Origin of the sequence: Streptomyces sp. NPDC049915, from assembly GCF_040656475.1 — a bacterium.
GTDB lineage: Bacteria > Actinomycetota > Actinomycetes > Streptomycetales > Streptomycetaceae > Streptomyces.
Genome location: NZ_JBFAMH010000003.1, coordinates 193,238 through 218,603, shown reverse-complemented (window position 1 = coordinate 218,603; position 25,366 = coordinate 193,238). Strand labels below are relative to the sequence as shown.

The 25,366-nt window shown below is 71.9% G+C and carries 27 protein-coding genes; 8 read left to right on the top strand and 19 right to left on the bottom strand.

Annotated features, from left to right (window positions below; genetic code table 11):
* Positions 1–116: 116 nt before the first annotated feature.
* Both AB0J12_RS05810 and AB0J12_RS05805 read right to left on the bottom strand, forming a co-directional pair.
* Complete coding sequence (locus AB0J12_RS05810; protein ID WP_363262947.1) at positions 117–740, bottom strand: histidine phosphatase family protein; 624 nt, start codon at positions 738–740, stop codon at positions 117–119.
* 92 nt (positions 741–832) lie between these two features.
* A complete protein-coding gene (locus AB0J12_RS05805) occupies positions 833–1,006 on the bottom strand; it encodes a hypothetical protein (RefSeq protein WP_363262946.1) in 174 nt (57 codons plus the stop codon).
* A 101-nt stretch (positions 1,007–1,107) separates the two neighbouring features.
* Here AB0J12_RS05805 and AB0J12_RS05800 point away from each other — a divergent pair, with 101 nt between their 5' ends.
* From AB0J12_RS05800 to AB0J12_RS05785, 4 genes are all read left to right on the top strand, one after another.
* Complete coding sequence (locus AB0J12_RS05800; protein ID WP_363262945.1) at positions 1,108–1,893, top strand: alpha/beta hydrolase; 786 nt, start codon at positions 1,108–1,110, stop codon at positions 1,891–1,893.
* Between the two features lie 116 nt (positions 1,894–2,009).
* The gene (locus tag AB0J12_RS05795; RefSeq protein WP_363262944.1) at positions 2,010–2,678 is read left to right on the top strand and encodes a HEAT repeat domain-containing protein; all 669 of its coding nucleotides are present in this window, start codon (positions 2,010–2,012) and stop codon (positions 2,676–2,678) included.
* A 3-nt stretch (positions 2,679–2,681) separates the two neighbouring features.
* Positions 2,682–3,761 (top strand): MerR family transcriptional regulator, encoded by a 1,080-nt coding sequence (locus AB0J12_RS05790; protein WP_363262943.1) that lies wholly within the window; start codon positions 2,682–2,684, stop codon positions 3,759–3,761.
* A gap of 224 nt (positions 3,762–3,985) precedes the next feature.
* Positions 3,986–4,210 (top strand): hypothetical protein, encoded by a 225-nt coding sequence (locus AB0J12_RS05785; RefSeq protein ID WP_363262942.1) that lies wholly within the window; start codon positions 3,986–3,988, stop codon positions 4,208–4,210.
* Positions 4,211–4,241: 31 nt separating this feature from the next.
* On the opposite strand, the gene AB0J12_RS05780 is transcribed toward AB0J12_RS05785, so the two are convergent.
* From AB0J12_RS05780 to AB0J12_RS05730, 11 genes are all read right to left on the bottom strand, one after another.
* Complete coding sequence (locus AB0J12_RS05780; protein ID WP_363262941.1) at positions 4,242–4,541, bottom strand: hypothetical protein; 300 nt, start codon at positions 4,539–4,541, stop codon at positions 4,242–4,244.
* A gap of 265 nt (positions 4,542–4,806) precedes the next feature.
* The gene (locus tag AB0J12_RS05775; RefSeq protein WP_363262940.1) at positions 4,807–5,730 is read right to left on the bottom strand and encodes an RNA polymerase sigma-70 factor; all 924 of its coding nucleotides are present in this window, start codon (positions 5,728–5,730) and stop codon (positions 4,807–4,809) included.
* A 150-nt stretch (positions 5,731–5,880) separates the two neighbouring features.
* Positions 5,881–6,354 carry a carboxymuconolactone decarboxylase family protein gene (locus AB0J12_RS05770; RefSeq protein WP_363262938.1) on the bottom strand — a complete coding sequence of 158 codons (474 nt, stop codon included), beginning with the start codon at positions 6,352–6,354 and terminating at the stop codon, positions 5,881–5,883.
* Positions 6,355–6,454: 100 nt separating this feature from the next.
* Positions 6,455–7,132 carry a hypothetical protein gene (locus AB0J12_RS05765; protein WP_363262937.1) on the bottom strand — a complete coding sequence of 226 codons (678 nt, stop codon included), beginning with the start codon at positions 7,130–7,132 and terminating at the stop codon, positions 6,455–6,457.
* A gap of 117 nt (positions 7,133–7,249) precedes the next feature.
* Positions 7,250–8,857, bottom strand: a complete 1,608-nt coding sequence (locus AB0J12_RS05760; RefSeq protein WP_363262936.1) for a carboxylesterase family protein — start codon at positions 8,855–8,857, stop codon at positions 7,250–7,252.
* 15 nt (positions 8,858–8,872) lie between these two features.
* Positions 8,873–9,508, bottom strand: coding sequence for a GPP34 family phosphoprotein (locus tag AB0J12_RS05755; RefSeq protein WP_363262935.1), 636 nt, complete (start codon positions 9,506–9,508; stop codon positions 8,873–8,875).
* A 112-nt stretch (positions 9,509–9,620) separates the two neighbouring features.
* Positions 9,621–10,280: a response regulator transcription factor gene (locus AB0J12_RS05750; protein WP_363262934.1), complete on the bottom strand. Its 660-nt coding sequence runs from the start codon at positions 10,278–10,280 to the stop codon at positions 9,621–9,623.
* Positions 10,277–11,440, bottom strand: coding sequence for a sensor histidine kinase (locus tag AB0J12_RS05745; protein ID WP_363262933.1), 1,164 nt, complete (start codon positions 11,438–11,440; stop codon positions 10,277–10,279). Before AB0J12_RS05745 ends, AB0J12_RS05750 begins: the two co-directional genes overlap by 4 nt.
* Before the next feature lie 27 nt (positions 11,441–11,467).
* Positions 11,468–13,390 carry an SMI1/KNR4 family protein gene (locus AB0J12_RS05740; protein WP_363262932.1) on the bottom strand — a complete coding sequence of 641 codons (1,923 nt, stop codon included), beginning with the start codon at positions 13,388–13,390 and terminating at the stop codon, positions 11,468–11,470.
* 89 nt (positions 13,391–13,479) lie between these two features.
* Positions 13,480–14,316 (bottom strand): sugar nucleotide-binding protein, encoded by an 837-nt coding sequence (locus tag AB0J12_RS05735; protein WP_363262931.1) that lies wholly within the window; start codon positions 14,314–14,316, stop codon positions 13,480–13,482.
* A gap of 88 nt (positions 14,317–14,404) precedes the next feature.
* Positions 14,405–14,821, bottom strand: coding sequence for an SRPBCC family protein (locus AB0J12_RS05730; RefSeq protein ID WP_363262930.1), 417 nt, complete (start codon positions 14,819–14,821; stop codon positions 14,405–14,407).
* 366 nt (positions 14,822–15,187) lie between these two features.
* On the opposite strand from AB0J12_RS05730, the gene AB0J12_RS05725 reads away from it, so the two are divergent.
* Positions 15,188–15,823: an AraC family transcriptional regulator gene (locus AB0J12_RS05725; RefSeq protein WP_363263218.1), complete on the top strand. Its 636-nt coding sequence runs from the start codon at positions 15,188–15,190 to the stop codon at positions 15,821–15,823.
* Positions 15,824–15,884: 61 nt separating this feature from the next.
* Here AB0J12_RS05725 and AB0J12_RS05720 read toward each other — a convergent pair whose 3' ends face one another.
* Together AB0J12_RS05720 and AB0J12_RS05715 are read right to left on the bottom strand one after the other, a co-directional pair.
* Positions 15,885–16,700, bottom strand: a complete 816-nt coding sequence (locus tag AB0J12_RS05720; protein WP_363262929.1) for a class I SAM-dependent methyltransferase — start codon at positions 16,698–16,700, stop codon at positions 15,885–15,887.
* 355 nt (positions 16,701–17,055) lie between these two features.
* Entirely contained in the window at positions 17,056–17,388 is a 333-nt protein-coding gene (locus AB0J12_RS05715; protein ID WP_363262928.1) for a hypothetical protein, read from the bottom strand.
* A gap of 171 nt (positions 17,389–17,559) precedes the next feature.
* Between AB0J12_RS05715 and AB0J12_RS05710 the strand changes: the two genes are divergently transcribed.
* The 3 genes from AB0J12_RS05710 (at position 17,560) to AB0J12_RS05700 (ending at position 19,485) form a co-directional block, all read left to right on the top strand.
* Positions 17,560–17,898, top strand: coding sequence for a hypothetical protein (locus AB0J12_RS05710; RefSeq protein WP_363263217.1), 339 nt, complete (start codon positions 17,560–17,562; stop codon positions 17,896–17,898).
* A 138-nt stretch (positions 17,899–18,036) separates the two neighbouring features.
* Positions 18,037–19,044 carry a YihY/virulence factor BrkB family protein gene (locus AB0J12_RS05705; protein WP_363262927.1) on the top strand — a complete coding sequence of 336 codons (1,008 nt, stop codon included), beginning with the start codon at positions 18,037–18,039 and terminating at the stop codon, positions 19,042–19,044.
* Positions 19,045–19,239: 195 nt separating this feature from the next.
* Positions 19,240–19,485, top strand: coding sequence for a DUF5133 domain-containing protein (locus AB0J12_RS05700; RefSeq protein WP_363262926.1), 246 nt, complete (start codon positions 19,240–19,242; stop codon positions 19,483–19,485).
* A gap of 70 nt (positions 19,486–19,555) precedes the next feature.
* On the opposite strand, the gene glgX is transcribed toward AB0J12_RS05700, so the two are convergent.
* The 4 genes from glgX to AB0J12_RS05680 all read right to left on the bottom strand — a co-directional run bounded on the left by glgX (position 19,556) and on the right by AB0J12_RS05680 (position 25,286).
* Positions 19,556–21,649, bottom strand: a complete 2,094-nt coding sequence (gene glgX, locus AB0J12_RS05695; RefSeq protein WP_363262925.1) for a glycogen debranching protein GlgX — start codon at positions 21,647–21,649, stop codon at positions 19,556–19,558.
* A 201-nt stretch (positions 21,650–21,850) separates the two neighbouring features.
* On the bottom strand, positions 21,851–22,450 hold the full coding sequence (locus tag AB0J12_RS05690) for a MarR family transcriptional regulator (RefSeq protein WP_363262924.1): 600 nt from the start codon (positions 22,448–22,450) through the stop codon (positions 21,851–21,853).
* A 59-nt stretch (positions 22,451–22,509) separates the two neighbouring features.
* The gene (locus tag AB0J12_RS05685) at positions 22,510–23,514 is read right to left on the bottom strand and encodes an SDR family oxidoreductase (protein WP_363262923.1); all 1,005 of its coding nucleotides are present in this window, start codon (positions 23,512–23,514) and stop codon (positions 22,510–22,512) included.
* Between the two features lie 5 nt (positions 23,515–23,519).
* Complete coding sequence (locus AB0J12_RS05680; protein ID WP_363262922.1) at positions 23,520–25,286, bottom strand: glycoside hydrolase family 15 protein; 1,767 nt, start codon at positions 25,284–25,286, stop codon at positions 23,520–23,522.
* Between the last annotated feature and the right edge of the window lie 80 nt (positions 25,287–25,366).

Genomic DNA, 25,366 nt, shown 5'->3' with positions numbered 1-25,366 from the left:
GAAGGCCCGGCAGATCCGTTCGGAAGAGAACGCCTCCATGATCTGATCCTGCCACAACGGGGGGTGACCACTGGGGCGTCGTCCCGGCGGGGCGTGCGGCTCCGAACCGTTCGTCTTCAGATCTGTAGTTCGGGCGGAAAGCCCGTCCAGCGCAGTTCGGCGGGCAGATGCCGCATGTCGTTGGAGAGGAGGACCGTGGCCGGGCGACGGGGCGCGTAGCGGATGACGGTGAGTGCCGCGTTGCAGTGGTTGAGGCCGAGCCAACGCCACTTCGGCGCATGCATGGCGTCGCGGACCAGCCAGGCGACCAGGAAGTTGTGGGTGACGACCAGTTCGTGCCGGTCCTCTTCGCCGGCCACCGGCCCGGCGAACAGCTCCAGCGCCTGGCGCGCCAGCACAGGTCCGTGCCTGCGTTCCTCGGCGGTGGCACCGGCGAGGAAGCTGAGGTAGAAGTCGGCGGAATCCGAAGGGAGTTCGTCCGCCTCCGGTACGTAGGGCACGTAGTCACCGGCGATGTCTGTGCGGTTGAGAGGAACGTTCTTGAGGTGCGCGCCGATCAGGCGTGCGGTCTGCTCCGCGCGCGGCAGCGGACCGTGGTGAACTGCCGTGAAGGGGATGTCCCGGAGGCGTCGACCGAGCAGTGTGGCTTGCCGTCGACCCGCCTCCGTCAGGGTGCTTTCGTCGGGCGACGCCTCACCGTGCCGGACCAGATAGAGGTGACGGGAGGCGGTGCCGGTCATCTCGAACTCCTCTGCGCGTTGGCGATCTTGTGTATCCATGGACGTCGCTGCACGGCGTGCCAGTTCCCTCCTTGCCCCCCCTTGGCAGGACGTCACAGCTCGGCCGCCACCGTCAGACCCTCCGGGACCGCTTCTTCCACCGTGCGCGGAGTGACGCGGTCCCCGGCGGTGAAGACACGGTCGGCCGGTATGCCCAGGGCGACGGGGTCGAGGTCGTCGGCCGGGTCGTGCCCCTGCGCGAGAGACGTTCCAGCGACGCCCGACACGTCGACGCGTGCCCTGTACCGTCACGGCGGGCGGCCACCGCGGGCAGCGCAGCGGCCGGCTCTGCATGCGCGGTCGGCGTACGTCTGGCAGCCTGAGAGATGTGAGCGTCACCTGGGACATACGCCGGGCAGGGCCGATGGAGTCCGCACACCGCGCCCTGCTCATTCCCGGCGGCATGTGCACCACTGAGGGCTACGCGGACCTCATGGCCGAGAAGGCCTTGGCGGGCGTCCACCTGGTGGCCGTGACCCAGCCCGGCTTCGGGCACACGCAACCACCCGACGACGTCAGCATGGAGCATTACGCCCGTCTCTTCGCCGACATCGCCGTCCGGGAGCGCTGCGACATCGTCGTGGGCCACAGCCTGGGCGCGAACGTAGCCCTGGAAATGGCGGCCGCAGGCCTGTTCACCGGCCCTTTGGTGCTGCTCTCCCCCACCTTCTCCCGCGGCGACGAGGCCAAGGCGCTGACCGTGTTGAACACGATCGGACGGGTGCCGGGACTCGGCCCGCTCGCCTGGAGCGGCATGCTGAAGATCGTGCCACGGGCCGTGCGCAGCGGCCTGCCGCCCCACCAGGCAGCGACCGTGGAGCGGGCGATGGCCCACAACGACCCGGCGGTCTGCCGACGGATGGTGCGCGAGTACTACACGTATCTGGACCGGTATCCCTCACTGGTGCCCCGACTGTGCGAGGCGGGCGTTCCGACCTGGGTGGTGCGCGGCGAGCACGACGAGATCGGCCTCACCGAGGGCGAGCGACGGGGCCTGGAGGCCTGCCCGCACGTGACCACCGTGACCGTGCCCGAAGCGGGGCATCTCGTCCCCGTCCAGCAGCCCGCGCGGGTCGCCGGCATCGTGCTGGAAGCGATCGCGGCGAGCCGCTGAACCGTCCTCCGGGGCCCGGAAGGACCGAGCGCGGGCTCGGTGACCGTTCTCGGCCCGGCTTCGCTTGACCTTGACACGGTGACAAGGTCTTCACTGCGGCCGAGGAGGTGGTCCTCATGACCCAGGCGAAGCAGGACACCGAGCGGCGAGTCCTCCGGGGGCTCGACAGTGACAGTGCTTCGATCCGGCTGCAGTCGGCGCTGGCGGTCGGCACGGCCCCGGACCCGGCCGTCATCGGGAAGCTGGTCTCGCGCTGCGCGATCGAGCCGGAGTTCCACGTACGCGAAATGCTGACGTGGGCGCTCACCCGCCACCCGGCATCGACGACGGTCCCGTTGCTCGTCGACGAAGTCCGCTCGGAGCGGGCGCAGGCAAGAAGCCAGGCGCTGCACACGTTGTCCAAGATCGGGGATCGGCAAGCGTGGCCGGTGATCACAGCGGCGCTGCTGTCCGACGCCGACGACGAGGTGGCCCGGAGCGCCTGGCGGGCAGCGGTCGTCCTCGTGCCCGACGGGGCGGAGCACGAGTTGGCCGTAGTGTTGGCGACACAGCTCGGGCGCGGGGGGCGTGAGACGCAGCTGAGCCTCAGCCGGGCCCTGATCGCGCTGGGCGAGGTGATGTTGCCGGCTCTGGGCGCCGCGACGACGAACGGCGACCCGCGCGTGCGCGCACACGCGGTCGCCACGGAACGGCTGTGGCGCGACCCGGACGCAGGGTTCGGGTTCGCGATGGAGGAGGCGAAGCGCGTCGTGGCCCTCGGCGGAACCGGTCAGGAGGGGCGGTAGGCAGTGCTGATCGGTGATGTCGCGCGACGGTCCGGGGTCAGTGCCCGCATGCTCAGGCATTACGAATCGCTCGGCCTCGTGCGGCCGACGGGTCGTACCGGCTCCGGCTATCGGGAGTACTCCGGCGACGACATCCGCCGGATCTTCCACATCGAGAGCCTGCGGTCCCTGGGGCTGTCGCTGCGCGACGTCGGGCGGGCGCTCGACGACCCGGACTTCGCGCCCGGCGAGCTCGTCGACGACCTCATCCGCGGGACGCGAGACCGCATCGCGGCGGAGAGGGAGCTGCTCACACGGCTTCGCCGGATCGGTGCCGCGGAGCCCGCCGGCTGGGAGGACGTGCTGCAAACCGTGGCGCTCCTCCAGGCGTTGGGGTCGAAGAGCGCGGGGGCGCGGCAGCGCGCGGCCCTGTCCGCGGTCGCGGAGGCTCAACTGCCGGTGGAGGCGCTGGTGGAGGCGGTGCTGCGCGAGTCCGACCCGAACGTCGCCGGAGCCCTGCGCTGGGCGCTGGCCCAGTCGGGAGGGGAGGGGCTGGAACTCTTGGCGCAGGGGCTCGGCTCACCCCGTGCCGAGGTGCGCGAGCGTGCCGTGCAGTCCATCGCCGAGATGCCGCACGGCGAGGCGACCGCAGTGCTGCGGGACGCCCTCACGCATCCCGATGTCGTGGTGTGCGGGTACGCGGCCCTGGCGCTCGGGGCACGCGGAGTGGCCGACGCGGCGCCGACGCTCCTCGACATGATCGTGGCGGGATGCAACGACACCGACGCGGCCGACGCTTTGAGCATGCTGGCGAGTGATCCCGCGCTGGCGGATCACATCGCTGCCGGGCTCGTCGACCGCCTCGCCGACGACACCTCGGGAGCGTCGGCACGCGGACGGCTGACACAGGCGCTCGCGGACATCCCGGGTACGACGACGTCACGTGCCCTCGCCGACCTGTCCCACGACGAGGACCGCGCCGTGGCACTCACCGCGACCTACCTGCTCGAGCGACGCAACGCCCGAGTGCCGGGTGAGCCGCAGGCCGGTCGCGTCGCTGCGAACCACCCCGGGTCCGCGCCAGACGAGGGTGTGCCGTCCTGACCGGTGTCCTCGGGGTATCCGCGCCCGGATCCGCCGGCAGACTCCATATCCCGCGCATGGCCGTGATCGAGCGCGAACTCGGCATGCTGCACCTCGTCGGCGCCACCAGGCGCCAGGTGATGGACATGCTGCGCCGGGAAGGCCTGCTGGTGGGGGTGGCGTGGCGTGCATCGTCCTGGACACGGCCATCGCCGCGGCCACCTCGCTCTACCTACACTCACCTGATGAACAATTACACGTGCACCCATTGCGGCACCGTCGGCCTGATGGAGGGTTTCATCGAGGATGCCGGGGAGCATTCACGCGGGTACGCGCGCTGGATCGAGGGCGCGTTGGAGCGGGGCTTCCTCGGGGGTGCGAAGCGGATGGGGCGGCCCCGGCGGCAGATAGAGGCGTATCGCTGTCCCAAGTGCGGGCACCTTGAGCTGTTCGCCACGGGAGCGGTGTAGTCGGCGCCTCTCGCCGCCGCCGTCGCCCCGCTCACCGGCTGCCGTTCCCGAACAGCGCGAGCTGGTCCTTGATCCAGGGGTCGAACACCGCGAGCCGCTTGGTGGACGACGGGTAGAAGGCCGCCAGCTGGTCCTCGATCCACGGGTCCGTGGGCTGCCGGGCAGCGGGGTGACGGTCGGTGGAGTGCCCTGTGCCGGCCGGGGCGGCGGCCGCGCGGTGGGCGGGGGCCTGAGAAGTGGTCGCTGTCGCGGGACCGCTGCCGATCCCCATGGCGCCCGCGGCGAGCACCGTGGAAGCGCCGACGATCGCGATCCGTCCAGTCATCTGCATGATCTTCTCCTCCTTGCCGAGTCCGCGTCGCCCGGTCCGTCCCGGCGGAACACCGGATGAAGCGGGTCCCGGGGTTGTTCCGGACGCGGTCAGACGGCGCGCGTACCCGCTCCCTCGCCCCGGCACACTCACCGGCGCATTTCGGCCATCTGGATCTTTATCGTCGCGAAAGGGACCTCCCTCGTAGTACCGACCGCTCACCCTGTGTATCGATGCGGGCCATCGGGCCAGGTCACGGCTGGATTGCGGGACGCCCCCACCCGGGTCACTTCGTCCGGTCGCGGGTCCGCTTCACCTCGCGGTCGACAGCCCACGCGTCGGCGACCGGCCCGAGGTGGCGGAGCTTGTCGGGGTTGATCACCGAGCGGATGGTCTGGATCTGCCCGTCGAGCACCTCGATGGCCAGGACATGGAGCACTCTGCCGTCCCGGTCGCGGAAGATCGCTCCCGGCTGGCCGTTGATCTCGTGCGGTTCGAACCTCACGTCGATCCGGGCCAGCAGGGGGAAAACCGAGGCGAGCAGCCGGGCCACGTTCTCGGCACCGACGACGGCCCTGGCCAGCTGGGGGGCCTTGCCGCCGCCGTCCCCGACCATCGACACATCGGCGGCGAGGAGATCCTGCAGGCCTACGACGTCACCTTCGCGGAGGGCGTCGAAGAACCGCGACGCCAGCTCCTGCCGCTCCTGACGGTCCGCTTCGAACCGTGGACGCCCGGCCTGCATGTGCCGCCGCGCCCGTACCAGCAGCTGCCGGCAGGCCGTCTCCGAGCGCCCGACCGCCGCGGCGACCTCGTCGAAGCCGAAGCCGAACACCTCCCGCAGCACGAACACCGACCGCTCCAGCGGGCTCAGCCGCTCCAGAAGCAGCAGCGCCGCCATCGACACCGAGTCGGCCAGTTCCGCCGAGCGTGCCGGATCCTGATACGGATCGGCGAGCAGCGGCTCGGGGAACCACGGCCCGACGTACTCTTCGCGCCTCATACGTGCGGAACGCAGTACGTCGATCGAGATCCGCGTCACCGTGGCGGACAGGAAGGCCTTGGTCGACGTGGGCCGGGTCGCCGAGCCGTCGAATCGCAGCCACGTCTCCTGCACCGCGTCCTCGGCCTCACCCACGCTGCCCAGGATCCGGTAGGCGATCGAGAACAGCAGCGGCCGCAACTCCTCGAACTCCTCGACCTTGCTCACGCCGGCTCCCCCCTGCGTTCCTTCCGCCCGGCCGGACCGTCGGCGCGGGCTTCTTCTGGTGGTGATCATCCGGTCCCCCGGCGGTGCGCAGCAAGGCCCCGGGGCCGCGGACGGGCCCCCGGGCCGGTCGCCGTCGGCGGCCGGAGCCGGTCAGTGGAACTGCCCGACCTCGTAGTCTCCCGCCGGCTGCTGGGCGATGATGTTCAGCCGGTTCACCGAGTTCATGAAGGACACCATGATCACCAGTGCGGTGAGCTGCTCCTCGTCGTAGAGCTCGGCGGCACGCGCCCAGAGCTCGTCGCTGACCCCGCCGGCCCCGTCCGCGACCCGGGTCCCCTGTTCCGCCAGCTCCAGCGCGACGCGCTCGGCCTCGGTGAAGACCGTGGCCTCGCGCCACGCCGCCACCAGGTGCAGCCGTACGGGGGTCTCACCGGCAGCGGCGGCCTCCTTGGTGTGCATGTCGATGCAGACGGCGCAGCCGTTGATCTGGCTCACGCGCAGCGCCACCAGCTCCTGGGTCGCGGCGGGCAGGGGCGAGGCCTGGAGAGCCTTGCCCGCCGACATGAAGTACTTGAGGGCCTTGCCGCCGGTCGGGCTGGCGAAGTAGTTCAGTCGCGCGTCCATCGTGTGTTCCTCCGTGGTCGTCGGTGGCTACACCCTTGAGACGACGTAGCCCGGCGCCCTGTGACACGGACACATGTGACCCCCGTCACCCGGTCAGGCCTCAGCTCCCCGCCGTCTGATGGAGAACCGGGGAGGCGGCGGGCGCACGTCGGGTGGCGCTGCGGTAGAGGGAGATGCCCAGGGCGAGCATCCAGTAGCTGAACAGTGCGCCCATCAGGGCGGTCGTCCCCCAGCCGTTCGCCGCGTAGAAGTGCGCGGGGGTGTTGCCGAAGAACAGGGACGGTACGAAGGCCAGGTTGATCCCGGCCAAGGCGAACGCGGAGCGGCCGGTCCAGCGCGGCAGCAGCTTCGTCCGGGAGATGCCGTGGCCGACGGCGGCCAGGAAGAGCGCGAGCATGACGCGACCGATCGTCCCGTAGAGGATGTAGGTGCCGCTGACCGTGATGGTCGGGTCGATCGGACGGTCGGCGGCGATGACCGCTCCGGCCTCCAGCCCGCTGGAGACCAGGGTGACCGTCGCGTAGACAAGGCCGGTGGCGAAGGCCAGGGTGCCGACCCACTCGCAGGCGGGATGCGCCCTCTTGACCAGTTCGCGGAAGACCGTCACGAACACGATCAGGAACGCCAGGGCGCAGATGCCGATCAGAAGCCTGGCCAGGACGTTGGAGTCCGGGGGCGGGCCCGAGTAGAGGAAGTACAGGGGCACTTGGACGATGAAGGCGGCTGCGGTGGTGATGCCGGCAAGGCCGGTCAGACGCCTGGTGACGGTTTCGTTCATGGCTGTCCCCCTGGGGTCGGTGTGCTGGGTTCCTCGTTGGTTCGGTGCCTACGACGTAAGGCTTGGTTCGGTGCCTACGGTGCGGCGGGCGGGCGCGCACCGCGGTCGTTTCCGGGATCACCCGAGGGTGTTCCAGAACGCGCAGTGGTGGCGGGGCTCCACCGTGCGGGTGGGGATGATGTGGTCCGGCGCCAGGGACAACACCGTCCGCGGCGGCCAGTGCGGCGACGACGGGCCGTTCGGGTCGGCGGTGCGCGCGAAGCGGGTCCAGTAGTCGATCATGGTGTCGGCCAGCCGGTGCTGCGCCGCCGTCAGGTCGCGGGGACGGCCGCCCAGGTCGAAGAGGTACGGCAGTTCGCTCGCGTGCGGGGCGCCGAGCGGGAACGGCGATGTGCCCGGGCCGAGCGGCGGCGCGTGCTCGTCGGCGAACTCGTAGCGCCGGACGCGCACATGGGCGGAGAGGAGGTCGCCGGTACGTGCCGTGGGGCAGGCGAAGTTCGCGTCGCCGATGACCGCGCCGAACACGGGACCGCCGTCGGTACGGTGCACGGGGTACTCGCGGACGATCGCCTGCGCCTGCCCTGGCGAGGGGAAGAAGGAGGCCACGACGTCGGGCCAGGTGTCCGAAGTGACGGGATGGCCTGCCTGGATGATCCCGGCGGCCCAGCCGTTGCCCTCGTCGTGGTTGTGGCCGATCAGCACCGGGACGCGGTGGAAGCGGTCGGCGGCGATGGCCGCCGCGGGGTCGCGCGGGAGCAACGGGGTGGTGTATGCGGGCTGTTGATCCGTGTCCTGGGCCGCGAGCAGACGGGGGACGTCCACGCGTCGGAGGCAGGCCAGGACGTCACGGGCGGAGCCACAGCCCGCCTTTGCGGCGAAGTCGGCGCCCGCGGTGCGCGCCGTGGACAGGGGGACGGAGGACGGGGCGAAGGGCCGGTCGGGGCGGCCGGCGCACGGGCCGCTCTGGATGATCGCCCGGTCCAAGAGGCCCGCGGCGCCGGGTGAGGCGAGCTGGGCGCAGACGCTGTAGCCGCCCGCCGACTCGCCGGCCAGCGTCACGTTGTGCGCATCACCGCCGAAGACGCCGATCTCGGCACGCACCCAGCGCAGCGCCGCCTGCTGATCGGCCAGGCCGAAGGTGCCGGAACCGGGCAGCCCGCTGTGCGCGAGGAAACCGAGGGCACCGAGGCGGTAGTTGAGAGTGACGACCACGACGTCACCGCGCGTGGCCATGCGATGGGCGTCGTACGAGCTGCCCGCCCCGGTGGTGAAGCCGCCGCCGTGCAGCCACACGATGACCGGCCGCGCGTGTGCCGGTCCGGCGCCGTCGGGTGTCGTGACGTTCAGGTGAAGACAGTCCTCGTCGGTGCTGCCGCCGGGCACCTCGCCGGCCGGCTGCGGGCAGGCGCTCGCGGGCCGGGTCGCTTCCCGCACCCCGGGCCAATGAGCCGGGCGGTGGGGTGGCGCCCAGCGCAGCCTGCCGGCCGGGGGCGCCGCATAGGGGATGCCCTCGAAGGTGCGGTAGCCGTCGTAGGCGGTACCCCGGACCAGGCCGTCGTGGGTGCGTACCGTCGTGGCGGCGTTGCGTGCCGGGGCGTCGTGAGTGCGTACCGTTGTCGCTGCGGCGGGCCGAGCGCGTTGGGTCGGTGGCGCTGCGGACCACGCCGTCGCGAGTACGGCGGTCAGGGCGCAGCCCAGGGTGGTCAGGACGCGGTGCGTGGTCATCGTCTCCCCGTTCGGTCAGTTGCCGCCCATGCCGCCCTGTGCGGCGATCATGGTCGTCGGCAGGGCGCGTACTGCTTTCTCCAGGCCGGGCGCGAGCGCGGCGAGAGAGCCCGTGCAGGTGTCGATGCGGGTCCGCAGGGCCTTCTGGTCCTGCCGGGAGACGACCGAGCGGACGCCGCCCGCCGCTGCCAGCGCCACCAGCGCGGCGTCGGCGGGGATGTCCTGCACGGGGCCGTCCCCGTGGAGCGCCGTGGACACGCGGGCGCGAAGTGCGGCGGTTACGGTGCGGTCCGTCACGCTCAGCCGGTGTGTGCCGAAGCGGGTGCGGGGTGCCTTCATCGTGAGGAGTCCCGCCCCGGCGAGGCCGTCCTCCACGTCCGTCAGGGTGTGCTTGCGGTGGCGGCGCACGAGGTGCTTCCAGCTGTGCCCGCCCGCGGCATCGCGCAGGACGCGGTCCAGGACGGGGCTGCCGGTCGGTTCCGTGCCCGACACGGTGACCGTGCCGCGGTCCTCCCCCAGCCGGCCGCGCACCGCGAGGTCGACCAAGGCGGCGGCACGGACCAGCAGAGCCGTCCGGGAACGGTCGTAGGGGCCCTCGGCGGCTTCGTCGTGGGCGAGCAGATACATGGCGCAGGCCAGGTCGTCGATCACCCCTCGACGCTAGGCCCGGGCACCCCGGCCGGACATCGGCCGCGGGAGGGGAGCGGCACTGGGAACACAGGAGGAGCGCTGCCCGGCCTCCTCCTTGAGGAGGAGGCGGCTGTCAGGGGCGGCGTGGCCGTACGAGACCGTGGTCGTAGGCGGCGACGACGGCCTGGACGCGGGCGCGCAGGTTCAGCTTGCGCAGCACCGCGGTGACGTGGTTCTTGACGGTGGCCTCCGACAGGCGCAGCCGCTCGGCGATCTCCGCGTTCGACAGCGCCTGCCCGATCAGGGTGAGCACCTCCCGCTCGCGGGCGGAGAGGTCCCCCAGGGAAGGCGGCGGCGCCGGGTCGGGCGTGGTGCGCAGGAACCGGTCGAGGACGCGGCTCAGAACGGTCGGCGCCAGCAGCGCGTCGCCGCGCGCGGTGATGCGGATCGCGTCGACGAGTTCACCGGGGCGGATGTCCTTCAGCAGGAAGCCGCTCGCCCCGGCCCGCAGGGCCGCGACGACGTGCGCGTCCACGTCCCAGGTGGTCAGCACGAGGACCCGGGCCCGGCTGCCGCTCGCCACAATCTGCCGGGTCGCCTCGATGCCGTCCACGGCGGGCATGCGTACGTCCATGAGCACCACGTCGGGAGCCAGTTCCCGCGTCAGCCGCACCGCCTCCCGGCCGTCGGACGCCTCGCCGACCACCTCCAGGTCGTCACGGGCGTCGATGATCATGCGGAATCCGGTGCGGACCAGGACCTGGTCGTCGGCCACCACCACGCGCAGTGTCATGACGCGTCCTCCAGCGGCAGCCGTGCCGCCACCTCGAACCCGCCCCCGGGCAGCGGACCGGCGTGCAGGCTGCCGCCCACGAGCCGTGCGCGCTCCCGCATCCCCACCAGGCCGCGACCCCCTCCCGCCGCCTCAAGGCCCTTCGCCGTACGCCCGTTGTCGACCACGGTGATCGTCACACACCCTCCTTCGATGATCACGCGCACGCTCACCTCGTCGGCGCCGACCGCGTGGCGCAGCGTGTTGGTGAAGGCCTCCTGGATGATCCGGTAGGCCGCCAGGTCCACCGCGGCCGGCAGCCCGTCGCCGGCGCCCTCGCGGTGCACGTGCACGGTCATCCCGGTCGCGCGCACGGTGTCGGCCAGGTCGTCCAGGCGCGCGAGCGAGGGCCCCGGCTGGCGCAGCTCTCCTGCCCCGTCCGCCGTGTCGGGCCGGAACGCCCGCAGGATCAGGCGCAGTTCACCGAGCGCGGAGCGGGCGCCCGTCTCGATGGCCCGCAGCGCCTCACGGGCCTGGTCGGGCCGCTCGCGGAACACGTCGTCTGCCGCTGCCGCCTGAATGACCATCACCGACAGGGTGTGCGCCACCACGTCGTGGACCTCGCGCGCGATCCTCGCACGCTCCTCCACCACGGCACGGCGCATCTCCGCCCGTGTCCGCTCCTGCTGCGCCCTGCGCCACTGCCCCGCGGTCCAGGCCAGGACCACGGTCAGCAGATAGACCGCCAGCCCCGCCGGGCCGCCCGCCCCGAAGGCAAGCGGCGCCGGCAGGCACATCGCCGCGAGCGCCCGCACCGACACCCGCCGGGCTCTGGTGGCCGACAGCACGCACAACGTGAACTGCGCCGCGAGCAACGCCCCCGTCAAGGTCACCGCGGGCAGCAGCGCCCACGCAGCGATCCCCGTCACCGCGTTCGCGGCCAGTACGGTGAGCGGGGCGCGGGCCTGCCACCTCAGGGCGCAGACCTGTACGAGGACCAGCGCCATGGCCACGAGGCGTCGACGGCCGTGCCCCGCACCGGCGACCAGCACCGAGGTGCCGAGGACGCCGAGCACCAGACCGGCCGTCCCCCACCACAGCGCCCGGGCCGCCCGGGGCGGCAGCTCACCCCGGGCTTCCCCGGCGAACATGTCGTCCTGCTGTCCACTACCGCGGTGCACAGGCCGACCCTATCCAGCCGGCCGTGTTCAGGGCCGCTGCCGCAGCAAGCTGAAGGTGAGGTAGGCGTATCCCTCGCCCGCCTGCGGGGCACGGGTCCAGGACCGGGTGGTGAAGGTGGCGAGTCTGCCTCGGGTCAGCGCGAAGCGGGGCAGCGAAAGCCCCAGCTCGGTCTGCAGAGCTGCCAGCGCCCGTTGCTCCCGGACCGGTTCGGTGTCGCCCGGGCGGAACAGGTGGGCGGGGTCCAGCGCCTCGGGTATCGCGCCGGACCGCTGGATGTCCGTACCCCGTACGGTGAACGCGTAAAGTTCCTCACCCCGTTCGGCCACCGAGAGGTGGAACGCGGACGGGTGGTCGCCGGGGAAGGCGCTCTTCGGGTCGCGCCACACCACCACCGCTCGGCCGGAGGTGGCCGCGGCGGCGGCCGGGGACAGGAACAGCTTGTTCATGCGGTGCTGGGAGTGGCCGTCGAAGGCGAAGGCCCACTTCCCAGAGCTGCGGCCCACGGCGACCACGGCCCGGTCCTCCCAGGGTTCCACGCCCTCCCGCTCGCGGGGCCGGGGTATGCGCCGGAGTGCCCTGAACAGGTCGACGGGAGCGCTCAGTTCGGCGCCTTCCTCACCGATCAGGGCGGGCAGACGGGCAGGTTCGACGCCTTCCACCCAGATACTGCGGTATCCGTCGAGCGGCTGCCCGTGTACCGCGGGCTCGGTCAGCCACTGCAGGCCCGGCGGGTCGAGACCGGGCACCGGCTCGGGAGCCGGTCCGGTCTGCCCGGCCCGCGGTGTCGCGAGGACTTCCCGCCCGCGCTCGGGGGTGACCAGCGGGCCCAGGACCGGATCGGCGAGCAGGCCGATCGGGGCGATCAGCAAGGGCCCGGGCGCCTCCCAGTGCGGGAGCGCGTCGCGCAGGGTCCGCCAGGCGGCGTCGGTCTCTCCCCAGCGGGCCGACTCCCGGGCCTCGGCGACGGCCCGGCCCCAGGAGCCGGGAGGCGCGTAGCGATGAGTGCCGTCCCGCAGCGCGCTCAGGACGGCCTCGGCGGTCTTCCGGTCAACGCCGCGGGCGGTCATCATCCCGAGCCAGTGGTCGTCCCCGCCCAGTCGCCATGCGCCGCTCGCGGGCGCCATGGCCTCCAGGGGCAGCATGTCGGGCAGGTAGCGCGGGTCGGCCACCAGGTCGCCGTAACCCGGGGAGCCGGCCGGAGCCAGCAGATGCCGGAGCTGGCTCAGCATGACGGCACTGCGCGGCCGTCCGAAGGACATGGCCTCCTCGAGCAGGGGCAGGGCCTCCTCGTACCGCCCACGCAGGGCCAGCAGGCGGGCCTCGTCGACACGGGAGTCCTGGGCACGCGTGGTCGCGTTGACGAAGTCGGGACGTCCGGCCCGGTCGGCGTGGAAGCTTCGGTACATGGCTTCCATGTAGGCGCGGAACGACGGGTAGCGGTCCGGCGTTTCACCGCTCCAGCCCTTGTAGACGTAGAGCGCCCACTCGCCGCCCTTGTCGGTGTCCCCGGGATCCAGCAGGGCGTGCGACATGTCGGATTCCGTCTCCAGCCGCAGCGCCCGGCGCCACATCCCGGCCAGCAGGACGTCCTCCCTGCGCGGGTCGTCGCCCAGGTTCTCCTCGTACAGCGGGGTGAGGTCGTACGGGTCCTGGAACCAGTCGATGTCCGCGGCGCCACCGAGCCGGTAGATCCCGGCCGTCTGCTCCACCCGCCACCCGTCGCTCACGGCCAGGAACTCCCGGTAGGAGGGGGGCAGCCGCCGGCCCAGCCGTTCCTCGGCCGCGGCGATCGCCGCCTGGTCCGCCCCGGGCGTGCCCAGAGGCGCGAAGGTCCGCGCTCCGTCCTCGTCCTCGCCGTCCTGGTCCTCGGCGTCCTCGTCCTCGCGCGGAACCCACTCCTCCTGCCAACACCCCAGGAAATCCCGCCAGTTAAAAACCTCTCCACTCATGGCCAGATCGTGTCACGCGGCACTGACAACGCCCCCGACCCTCCCGGGGCCCGCCGCCGAAGGTCCGGCCCTCCGGGTCCAGGGATGGCTCATCGCCGGCCGCCGTCCTCGCCGAGAAACTCTTGTGCGCCGCGGAGCCGGGTCCGCAGCCGCTTCTGTGTCGCGCGGCTGTCGAGCCGCACGTCGAGAGGTCCGGGCACGGTGGTGTCCGAACGTCGCCCGGTGGGCAGCCGCGTGCTGTCGAGTCCGTCCCTGCGGGCGATGAGCACACCGAGGTCATGGCGGCTCAGGGCGTCCGGCCCGGCGAGGTGGAACATCCCCGCCTCGCCGGACAGCGCGATCTCCCACAGAGCGGCTGCCAGGTCCTCGACATGCACCGGGCAGCGGAAGTCGTCGGTGAACAGAACCCCGTCGCGGATACCGGACGCCAGGGCGTGCACCATGCGCTCGTGCTCGGATCGGCCGTGGCCGATGATCAGGGAGGTGCGGGCGACGGCGGCGCCCGGCACCAGCAGCCGCACGGCTGTCTCGGCGGCTGCCTTGGCGGCGCCGTACGGGCTGACCGGATCGGGCAGACAGCTCTCGTCGTACTGGTCCCGCGCACCGGAGAAGACCGCGTCACTGGAGACATGCACCAGGCGGCATCCCCGCTGGGCGGCGGCCAGCGCCACCCGGACCGCCCCGTCGGCGGTGACCGACCAGTCGGACAGACCGCTCGAGGCGTTGATCACGCATGAGGGCGCCACATCGGCCATCACCCTGGCCACCTGTGCCGGGTCCCGGACGTCGAGCCGATGCCAGGCGACACCCGCGGCGGTGCCCGGTCGTGTGGCGAAGGTCGCGGCCGTCTCGTACCCCGCCACGGTGGCCTGGCGGACCAGTTCGCCCCCCAGGAATCCGCTGCCGCCGATGATCAGGACTGTCATGGACGGACACGGTAGCGAACGCGGCACTCACCCGGGGGTTCATGCCAGAGCCGGAGACGACGTCCCGCTGACGCGGCCGTTGCCGCAGTCAGCCGACTGGTGTGACCTCGCGGTCCAGGGTGTGCTTGATGACGCGGAGGCCCTCATCGACCATCTTCGCGATGGGCGCACCGAGGCTGTCCGGCGTCACGTCGGTGATCCACACGAAGCGGCTGCGGTTCTCCTCCTCGGCCAGTACCTGCATGGAGGCGTGGTGGTGCGCGGGTTCCAGGGAGCCGCTGACCACCGCGTACGCGATGCGCCGGGACTCATCGTCGACGTCGACGATGAGCTCGCGCACCACGGCGCCATTGGCGAAGGTGACGGTCCTGACGTCGCCGTCGACGCTGGTGTCGGTGACGTACCCGGGTGCGAGGCGGTGATGGACCTGGCCGAAGTCGCGGATCGCGGCCCAGACGTGGTCCGGGGTGTTGTCGATCAGCGCTTCGCGGCGAATGGATGCCATGGATCTGTCCTTTTCCGACGTCGGCAGAGCGGTGCGGCGCCTGCCGTGACCTGTGAGAATCGCTGAAGAAGCGAACGCGAGCCGTGCGGAGTGCGGAGGCACTCGCACCTCGCAAGCGTGCTCCCTGCGGCAAGCCCCGGTCTTGAAGATCCTTGCAGGGGAGCGCGATTGTCAGACCTCCGGCGTAGCGTGCGCAGAGTGCTCACAGCCCTTCCTGTCGCCGGTCACCCCGACTTCACCGTCACCGCGGTGACCTGTCGTGGCGACCACGTCCGCTGGTCGGCTCCGGAAGTGCGCAGCGACTACCGCGTCGTGCTCGTGCGCCTCGGCCGGTTCCGCCGGAGAGTCGCGGGCGACACCGCCGACATGGACACGACCACGGCGTATGTGGGTGCGCCGGGCGAGGAGGAGAGCTTCGCCCACCCCACCGGCGGCGACGTCTGCACGTCCATCAGCGTGACACCGCACCTGTGGCGCGCCCTCGCCGACGACGCCGAAGCACCGGCCCCCAGGCCGTCTACGTCGATTCGCCGCTCGACCTTGCCCACCGGCGCCTGCTGGCCGCCGCGCGCTGCGGAGACGTCGGATACGCGCTCTGCGAGGAACTGCTGGCGCTCCTGGCGGCCACCATCGGCCGCACCGCGACCGGACCTACCCCGCTCGCTCCCACGCCGTCCGCGCGCGACCGGGCGCTCGTCGCGGCAGCTCGGGAGGCAATCGTCCAAGCCCATCCGTCAGCGGACACGCATTCTCGCTCGCCGAGCTGCTCGGCGTCTCCCCCTACCGCCTGAGCAGGGCCTTCCGCGCGCTCTCGGGGTCACGGTGACCCACTACCGCCAGCGCGTCCGCATCGGCAGGGCTCTCGACCGACTGGAGGCCGGCGAGAACAGCCTCGGTACCCTCGCCGCCGACCTCGGCTACGCGGACCAGGCGCACCTCACCCGCACGATGCGCCGATACCTCGGCCGCACAGCGACGGCCGTTCGACGTCTGCTCACCTGAGGGCGGCCCAGGCTGCCACGGGCACTGCTCCAGGCCGCGGGAAGCACGATCGGGTAGAAGGTCAGCGCTGGGTCTCGCGGGGTTTCCAACCCCAGACGGTGAGCATTCCGGCCGACAGTGCGGCGCATTCCTCGGAGTCCAGATACCGGACCGCCTCATCGACAGCCGCCGCGTCGACCAGTCCGGTGGCGAGCATCGACGCTCTGCTCCGTTCCCAGGTGTCCGCCCAGAACCGGCTGAGGGGGCTGCCCGGCAGCAGCGGCGGCACATGCATCTCGGCGGCGACGGGCACGAGTCCCGCCTCACGCAGCAGGTGCGGGTAGGACGGCACCCAGGAGACGTCCGTGCCGATGGTGTCCCTCAGCCCCTGCCACATCGCCCGCATCGCCACGGCGTACGGCGTGCTCGGCGCGCGGTCGCTCGTCAGGTCGACCGCGTCGCTGAGGACCAGGACACCGCCCGGTTCGACGCGTTCGGCCAGGGCCGTGACCAGACGCTGGTGCTCGGGCAGGTGCATCAGCACGAAGCGTGCGTGGACGAGCCGGAACCGCTCGGAGACGAAACCGGGAGTGGTGATGTCGGCCTCGCGCACCTCGAGCCCGGGAACGGACCGCTCGGCGAGAAAGCGCGCGTCGCGGTCCACGGCGACCACGCTCGTCACCCCGGTCTCCTCCAGCAGCCTGCGTGACACCGTGCCCGTGCCGGCGCCGACATCCAGGCAGCGCCATCCCGGGCCGATCCCGAGGGCGTTCAGTCGCGCCATGGTGATGTCGTCGTAGGCGAGCGCGCCGAAGTCGATGCGCTCGCCCTCGCCCACCTGATCGGGACGGAAGACGTCCTCGCCGTACCGGCCGCCCGCGCCCCCGGCTGCGGTCACGGCGCCGCCGCCGTCACGCCGAGAGGGCCCTCGAGCCGGCCGGCCCCGCAGCGCGGGCCCGAGGGGAGCGGCGCCGGAAGGATCAGTCTGTCGGACGGGGGGTGAGCCGGAGCAGCGAGCGGTTCGCCGCCGAACGAGTTCATCGCCGGACCTCCATACGGGGTGAGGCAGTGCCGGACGGCCCGTGGCGAGGCCGCCCGCGACCGATACTCCACCAGCAGCCGCTCACAGGATCGAGGCGCGCCGCGCCGGAGCAGAGCAGCCGGCCGGTGCCGCACTCTCCAACCGTCGCGAAGCGACCGGGGGAAAGGCTCGCGCCACCGCTCGTGGTCGCGTCCCGCTTCGATCCTTACGGCTAGTCACCCACGAACCACACGTAGCTGCCCGGCGTCGCCGCGCACGCTTCGAGGAGTTCGGCAAGGTCGAGCGGGGCCGACTTCTGCCCCTCGTCCGTGCACCGCCGGACCAGGGCGGAGACGTGGTGACCGGCGACTTGAGCTTCCTGCTCGTTGAACAGCGTGTCGCCATAGGGATCCACCCGTCCGAGCGGTCCCGCGTCATGCGGGTCGAGCGTGCTCAGCGCCCTCGCCAACGCTTCACCGTGCTCGTAGGAGCCCCGGAACAAGGTCTCCCGAGACGACCCCTTGCGCGTGGGACGCGCGGAGTGCAGCTCCAGTTCGATCCCCATGTCCCCTCCTTCGGCTCGGCCACTGTAGCTTCGCGGAACGGCAGGCACCGCTCGTGACGAGGCCAGGACGACCGGACACGCGCCAGGAGATCGTGGCCGTCGCCCGCCGGCGCTTCCTGGAGCACGGGTACCGTTCGGTCACTATGCGGTCAATCGCCGCGGAGGCGGACCCTGCTCAGGGTCACCGCGGTGTGGGAGGCCCCGGAGTCCGGTCCTGCCCTGGTCGCCATGTTCAAGAGCGCCGTGCAGGACGACGCGGTCGCGGCGCTGGTCAAGGAGGCACTGGAAGGCGAGATCGTGCAGCGGCTCGCCGAGCTCGCCGGCGGGGTGCACGCGCGCAGGCGTGCGGCCGCGTTCTCCAGCGTGCTCGCGGGTCTGATCACCACCCGCTACCTGCTGCGGCTCCAGCCTGTCGGTTCGATGAGCCGCGAGGAGGTGATCCGCCTGTTCGAGCCGCAGCTGCGGCTGGCCCTGGAGATGCCGCTGCGCCGCCTGCCGCGACGACGCTGACAGGTCGGGCCTGCGGGACAGCGGCCGGTGATCCCACGGCCCCTTCCGCGGGCAGTGTGGGATCGGTCCGGCAGGGCACCGGAATGCTGCGGGCGTCACCGAGGGACGGACTCGCCCCCGAGGGTTGTGGGAGCGCACATGGACGTGCTGGCCCGGCTGGACAGATATCAGCGACGGCACCGGTGGGCGGGTGTGCCGCTGGCCGTGGTGTACAAGTTCTTCGACGACCAGGCCACCTATCTCGCCGCCCTGCTGGCGTACTACGGCTTCGTCTCCCTCTTTCCGCTGCTGCTCTTCCTGGTGGCGGTTCTCAGCGCCGCCCTGCACGGCAACCCGGACCTGCAGCACTCGGTGCTCCACTCGGCGCTCGGCGAGTTCCCGGTGATCGGCGACCAGCTGGGCCAGAACATCCACTCCTTCCACGGCAGCGGCGCCGCCCTCGCGGTGGGCGTCGTCGGCAGCATCTACGGCGCTCTCGGGGTGGCCCAGGCCGTGCAGCACGCCCTGGACAAGATCTTCGCCGTACCGCGGCATGCCCGGCCCGACCCGCTGCGCTCACGGGTGAAGAGCCTGTCCTTCCTGATCCTGCTCGCCGTCGGCCTCGTCCTGACGACGGCACTGTCCACCGCGGAATCCGCCACCGGCATCTTCGGCACCCGCCTCGCGCTGGGCCTGCGGATCGCCGTCGGTGCGGCGGGAGTGGTCGTCAATGCCGCTCTCCTCCTGGTCAGTTACCGGCTCATGACCCACCGCGAGCTGCCGCGGCGCCCGATGTACGGACCGGCTCTGGGGGCCGCGTGCGCCTGGCAGGCGTTGCAGTGGGGCGGCTCGTACTACGTCGGGCACGTGCTGCGGGGTACCACGGCGACGTACGGCATGTTCGGCATCGTGCTCGGCCTGCTCGCCTGGATCTACCTCGCCGCCGTCGTGTACCTGACCGCGGCCGAGGTCATCGCCGTGCGCTGCCTGCGGCTGTGGCCGCGCAGCCTGCTCACACCGTTCACCGACCGGGTCCATCTCGCCACCGGCGACCTGCGTGCCTACCGCTCCTATGCGACGACGGAGTCCTTCAAGGGGTTCGAGAAGATCTCCGTCCGGTTCGACACTCCCCCGCCACCGACCATGGGTGACGAAGGGCCTCCCTGACGTTGCGGCCGGGGCGGCCGGGGCCGGTGAGGTCGGCGGAGCGCTGCACGCCGTGTGCATACCGTGATTCCGCCGGGGCACACGACTCACCGGATCAAGCGTGTGCTCCAGGTCAACTGCCGTGTTCCCGGCGGGGTGCGCGCTCACGTGTCGCGAGGGCCGGTAACGGCTCGCCTGTGCAGAGAGGGTGTCGCTGTGTTGCTGCCCGCGGAGAAGGAACTGCGTGCGGTGCTGGCCCGTTTCGCCGAGGCCCGGTTCCGTCACGACCTGCAGCCCACCGGCCACTCCAGCCGGGAACTCGAGGACACCGGTTACACGCTGTGCGTCATGACCGGCACGCGTTCGGTGGACGAGGCTCTCGCCGCCGCCGACGCCCTGCTGGAACGCCTGCGCGCCGGCCGGGGTGCGTCCACCGGCACGGCTCAGGTGCTGGCCGCCTGACCCGCTGCCCGGCCCGTCGCCTCGCGCCGGCGACGGGCCGGAAGTCCTTTCCGTGCGCTCCGCGGGACGGTCAGCCGTGCCGGTGGCTGCGCAGGACGAGCATGGCGCGGGCTTCGACCTCGACGTCGCTGCCGCCCTTGATCAGCGGCCGGTACTCGACGTAGGGGATGGCCGTGTCCACCTCCACCGCCCACCAGGGGCCGAGGTCTTCCGGCAGCGTGAAGGTGAGGGCCTGGCTGTGCGCGTTGAACAGCAGGAGGAATGAGTCGTCCTCCACCCGCAGGCCCCGCAGGTCCGGTTCCGTGATCGCCTTGCCGTTGAGATGGACCATCAGGGACCTGGCGAACCCGGTCTCCCAGTCCCCGTCGGTCATCTCCTGCCCGGCGGGGGTGAACCAGGCGATGTCCTTCGCCTCCGTACGCGTTCCCCGGGGAGCGCGTCCCTTGAAGAACCGCCGGCGGCGGAAGACGGGGTGGTCGCGGCGCAGAGTGATCAGCCTGCGGGTGAAGTCCAGCAGTTCGCTGCCCTCGATGGCGTCCTGCCAGTCGATCCAGGTCAGTTCGTTGTCCTGGCAGTAGGCGTTGTTGTTGCCGTGCTGGGTGCGGCCGAGTTCGTCACCGTGCAGCAGCATGGGCACGCCCTGGGAGAGCAGCAGGGTGGCGAGGAGGTTGCGCTGCTGGCGGGCGCGCAGGGCGAGGATGTCGCGGTCGCGGGTGGGGCCTTCCGCGCCGCAGTTCCAGGAGCGGTTGTGGCTCTCCCCGTCGCGGTTGCCCTCACCGTTGGCCTCGTTGTGCTTGCCGTTGTACGACACCAGGTCGCGCAGGGTGAAGCCGTCGTGGGCGGTGACGAAGTTGACCGACGCGTAGGGGCGGCGGCCGTCGTTCTGGTAGAGGTCGGAGGAGCCCGTCAGGCGGGAGGCGAACTCCCCCAGTGTGCCGCCCTCGCCCCGCCAGAAGTCACGGACCGTGTCGCGGTACTTGCCGTTCCACTCGGTCCACAGCGGCGGGAAGTTGCCGACCTGGTAGCCGCCGTCGCCCACGTCCCACGGCTCGGCGATGAGTTTCACCTGGGAGATCACCGGATCCTGCTGGACGAGGTCGAAGAACGACGACAGCCGGTCGACCTCGTGGAACTGGCGGGCGAGGGTGGCGGCCAGGTCGAAGCGGAAGCCGTCGACGTGCATCTCGGTGACCCAGTACCGCAGCGAGTCCATGATCAGCTGGAGCGTGTGCGGATGGTTCATCCGCAGGCTGTTGCCCGTGCCGGTGGTGTCCCAGTAGTAGCGCGGGTCCTGCTCGGACAGACGGTAGTAGGCCGCGTTGTCCAGGCCGCGCAGCGACAGCACCGGCCCCAGGTGGTTGCCCTCGGCGGTGTGGTTGTAGACGACGTCGAGGATGACCTCGATGCCGGCCTCGTGCAGCGTCTTGACCATCGCGCGGAACTCCTGCACCTGCTCGCCCCGCTGCCCGGACGAGCAGTAGGCGTTGTGCGGGGCGAAGAAGCCGAGGGTGTTGTACCCCCAGTAGTTCGACAGGCCCTTGTCGACCAGCGCATGGTCCTGGACGAACTGGTGGACCGGCATCAGTTCCACCGCGGTGACACCCAGCTTGACGAAGTAGTCGACCATGGCCGGGTGCGCCAGCGCGGCGTACGTGCCGCGCATGGCGTCCGGTATCGCCGGGTGGGTCCTGGTCATGCCCTTCACGTGGGCTTCGTAGACGACGGTCTCGTGGTACGGGGTCCGCGGCGGGTGGTCGCTGCCCCAGTCGAAGTACGGGTTCACCACCACCGACTTCGGGACGTACGGCGCGGAGTCGAGGTCGTTGCGCCGGCCGGCGTTGCCGAAGTGGTAGGGGAACAGTGCCTCGTTCCACTCGACCTCGCCCTCGATCGCCTTGGCGTACGGGTCGAGCAGCAGCTTGCCCGGGTTGCAGCGCTCACCGCGCTCCGGCCGGTACGGTCCGTGCACCCGGAAGCCGTAACGCCGGCCCGGGCCGACGTCCGGCAGGTAGATGTGGTGGACGAAACCGTCCACCTCTTTGAGCGTGATGCGCTCCTCGGTGCCGTCTTCGTCGAAGAGACACAGCTCGACCCGGTCCGCCACTTCCGAGAACACGGCGAAGTTCGTCCCCGCGCCGTCGAAGGTGGCACCCAGCGGCGACATGTGACCCGGTCGCGGACCGACCTCCGTACTCTCCTGCCATATACGCACGACCACGCCCCTCCCCGACGCGGCCGGTCGGCAGCCGCGCACCCGTTCGTTCCCGTCTGCCCGTCTCCTAGGCGGGCATTCCCCCGACGAGGCGGTGCGTGGGCCGGCCACCGGCACCGGCCTGGGCGCCTTTCGCCAGGTCCGGGGACTGTGTCACCGACCGGCGTCGCCCTCCGGCGGAGGTGACGGGCTCAGCGGGTCGTCTTCCGTGACGGCGAGCCGGCCGACGTCGCTCGACGGTTCCGGGACGAGGTCGAGTTCGTCAGCGGCGGTGGTCAGGGCCGTGAGCGCCGGGACGAGGACGGCCCGCTCTCGTCCGGGGAGCCGCTCGACCAGGGCGCGGATCGCCGTGCGCCGGTGGTGCAGGACCCGGTCGACCAGTTCCTGCGCCTTCGGGGTCAGCTGGAGCAGGGTCTCGCGGCGGTTGCCGGGGTTGGCCCGTCGATCGACGAGTTGCTGGGCTTCGAGACGCTCCACCATCCGCAGGGCGGTGGAGGGGTTGACCTCCAGGTCGGCCGCCAGGGTCGTCAGGGTGATCGGGCCGCGGGTGCGCAGCGTCACCAGAGAGCGCAGCTGGGGCAGTGTGAGGGGCACGTCCACCGAGGCGAGGGCTCGTGCGGAGAGCGCGACGATGAGACGCGACGCGGCCATCAGGGCCACGGTGATGTCTTCGGCCTCCCGGTCCAGGCCCCCGCCGCCCGCGCCGGGCGCCGAGGAAAGCGCAGCGTCCGATCTCGGCTGGTCCTCGGACATCGCGTCGCACTCCTCCCTCGGCTCCCGCGTTCATCTGCGTGCTCCGCCGGTCCGCGCGTTCACCTGCCGCGACGGTTCAGGGCGGCCTTCGCGGTGGCCGCGGCGGCTACGGCGACAACGGAGGCCACTGCGGCCGGATGGCGGGTCAGCGCGGCTTCGAAGGACCGGCCGTGCGACTCGTCGTCGAACATGCCGTGGGCGCCGTGATCGGTGCCGGCGGCGGCGTCCGCCGGTTCGAACAGATTGCTGACGCCGGTCGGCGGGCGCGTGTCCGTCTGCTGGGCGTCGAAGCCGGTGCGGGCCAGGTAGCGGTCCAGCAGAGCCGGGAAGAATCGGTTGGCCCAGACGGTGGCCAGGGTGGTGGCACCGACGTAGTACTGCTTGCGGCGCGGATGGTCGGCGGCGTACACGACACCGCGGGCGGCGACCTCCGGCTGGTAGATCGGCGGGACGGGCTGGGGGTGCTTGGACAGCCGGCTGGTCACCCAGGAGAACTGCGGGGTGTTGACGGCCGGCATCTGGGCGATCGTGATGTGCACGTTGCTGCCGCGGTGCAGCAGTTCGGTGCGCAGCGAGGAGGTGAAGCCGTTGATGGCGTGCTTGGCTCCGCAGTACACCGACTGCAGCGGTACCGACCGCTCCCCCAGCGCGGAGCCGACCTGCACGATCGTGCCGCGGTCGCGGGGCAGCATCCGCTTCAGCGCGCTCCGGGTGCCGTTGACGAAGCCGAGGTACGTCACCTCGGTGGCCCGCCGGTACTCCTCGGCGGTGATCTCCTCGAAGGGCGCGAAGACGGTGCTGAAGGCACAGTTGATCCAGACGTCGATGGGGCCGAACCGTTCCTCGGCGGCCGCGGCGGCGGCCTCCACCTGGTCGGGGTCGGCCACGTCGGTCTCCTGCACCAGCGCCCGTCCGCCCAGGGACTCGACTTCCTCGGCGGCCGCGTCCAGTCCGGCCCGGCCCCGGGCCACGAGGACGATGTCGGCGCCTCGGCCGGCGTACAGGCGGGCGGTGGCCCGGCCGATACCGGCGCTGGCGCCGGTGATGACGACGGTCTCGGTCATGGGGTTCAGCTCCCTGCGTGGCGGTGTGCGGGGTCGTGGGCGAGGCGGGCGGCGGTCTCCAGCAGCACGGCGTGGACGAACGCCTGTGGGATGTTGCCGCGCAACTGCCGCTGGGCGATGTCGAATTCCTCGGCGTAGAGTCCGGACGCTCCGCAGGCACCGCGGTTGCGTTCGAACCAGCGGTGCGCCTCGACGGCGTTGCCCTGCTCGTGCTCGGCCAGCGCCATGAGGAAGCCGCACAGCAGGAAGGCGCCCTCGGCCTCCTGCAGCGGCCTGTCGTCGTGGCGGAACCGGTAGATGAAGTGGTCCTGGGTCAGGTGCTCGCGGCAGGCGGCCAGGGTCGCTCGGGTGCGCGGGTCGTCGGCGGGCAGGGCGCCGCGCAGCGCGGGCAGCAGCAGGGCCGCGTCCACCGCGGTGTCGTCGGGGGTGCGCTGCCAGTGCCCGTCGGGGTGCACGCTGGTGGCCGCGGTGTCGGCGAACAGTGTGTCGGCGAGGTCGGTGCAGGTGCGGGCGAGCGGCCGGCGCGGTGCCGCGTCGGCCAGGGCGCGCAGCCCGGCGACGCAGGTGAGGCGGCTGTGCGTCCAGGGCCTGTCGTCGAGTTCCCAGATGCCCGCGTCCGGCTCGCGCCACCTCTCGGCGATGGCCCTGACCGCGATCTCGGCGGCTTTCCAGCCGTCGCCGTCGAGCCGGCCGTGGCGTTCGGCGGCGGCGAACAGCAGGAGCGCCTCGCCGAAGCAGTCCAGCTGGAACTGCTTCTCGACGCGGTTGCCGATCCGGCTGGAGCCGCCCGGGTAGCCCGGCAGGTCGAGTTCGTACTGGTCCGGTACGGGGCCACCGTGCACGGTGTAGGCGGGCGTCAGACGCGGGCCGTCGGCGAGCAGGCGGGCGCCCACGAACCGGACGGCGGGGTCCAGGAGGCCGGGGGCGCCGACCGCGGCCGCGGCCTGCCCGGCATAGCTCTGGTCACGGATCCAGACGTAGCGGTAGTCGTAGTTGCGGCCGGCCTCGGCGCGTTCGGGCAGGCTGGTCGTGGCGGCGGCCACCATGCCGCCGCTGTGGGCGGTCAGGCCGCGCAGGACGGCGTAGGAGCGGCGTGCGTCGCCGGGAGCGGCGGTGTGCTCGAGCCCCGGCACGGTCCGCTGCCAGGCCCGCTCCGTGTCGGCCCAGGCCCGCTCGGCCACGGGCGCATCGTGCGGCAGCGGCGCGTCGGAGCACTCCAGGACCAGGTCGTGGATCTCGCCGGACTCGAGCCGCAGGTCGGCGGTCAGTCCCTCGGCGCTGACGACAGCCGACGGAGCACCCTGCCAGCGCAGCCTGTAGCGGCCGGTGTCGAGGTGCCAGAGGCCGTCGTCGGAGCGGTGCGTGGACCGCACGGGGGCGCGGCCGTAGTCGGCACGCGGATCGAGGACGACCCTGACGCGGGCGCTCCCGTGCACGGCGCACAGCCTGCGCAGCAGGACCAGCCGGTGGGCGTCGCCGGGGAAGGCCAGGGCCTCCCGGCATTCGACCACGCCGTCGGTGGTGACCCAGCGGCTGCGCCAGATCAGCGTGCCTTCCTCGTAGTAGCCGCCGGGCACCCAGCGGCCGCGCGGGGTCACGGCGTAGACGCCCGCGCCGCCGATGAGGGAGGCGAAGACGGCGTCGTCGTGCCAGGTCGGCGCGCACAGCCAGTTCACGGCTCCGTCGGGTCCGATCAGCGCGCCGCGCTCCCCATCGGCGAGCAGCGCGTAGTCGTGCAGCGCGTGCGGCGGGAAGGGCGTGGTGGTGCTCATCGGTCGCCGTCTCCTGCGCTCACGCGGTCCGGTGCGCGGGTGGCGCCGGGATCGTGTGCGCCGCCGCACACGTGGGTGCC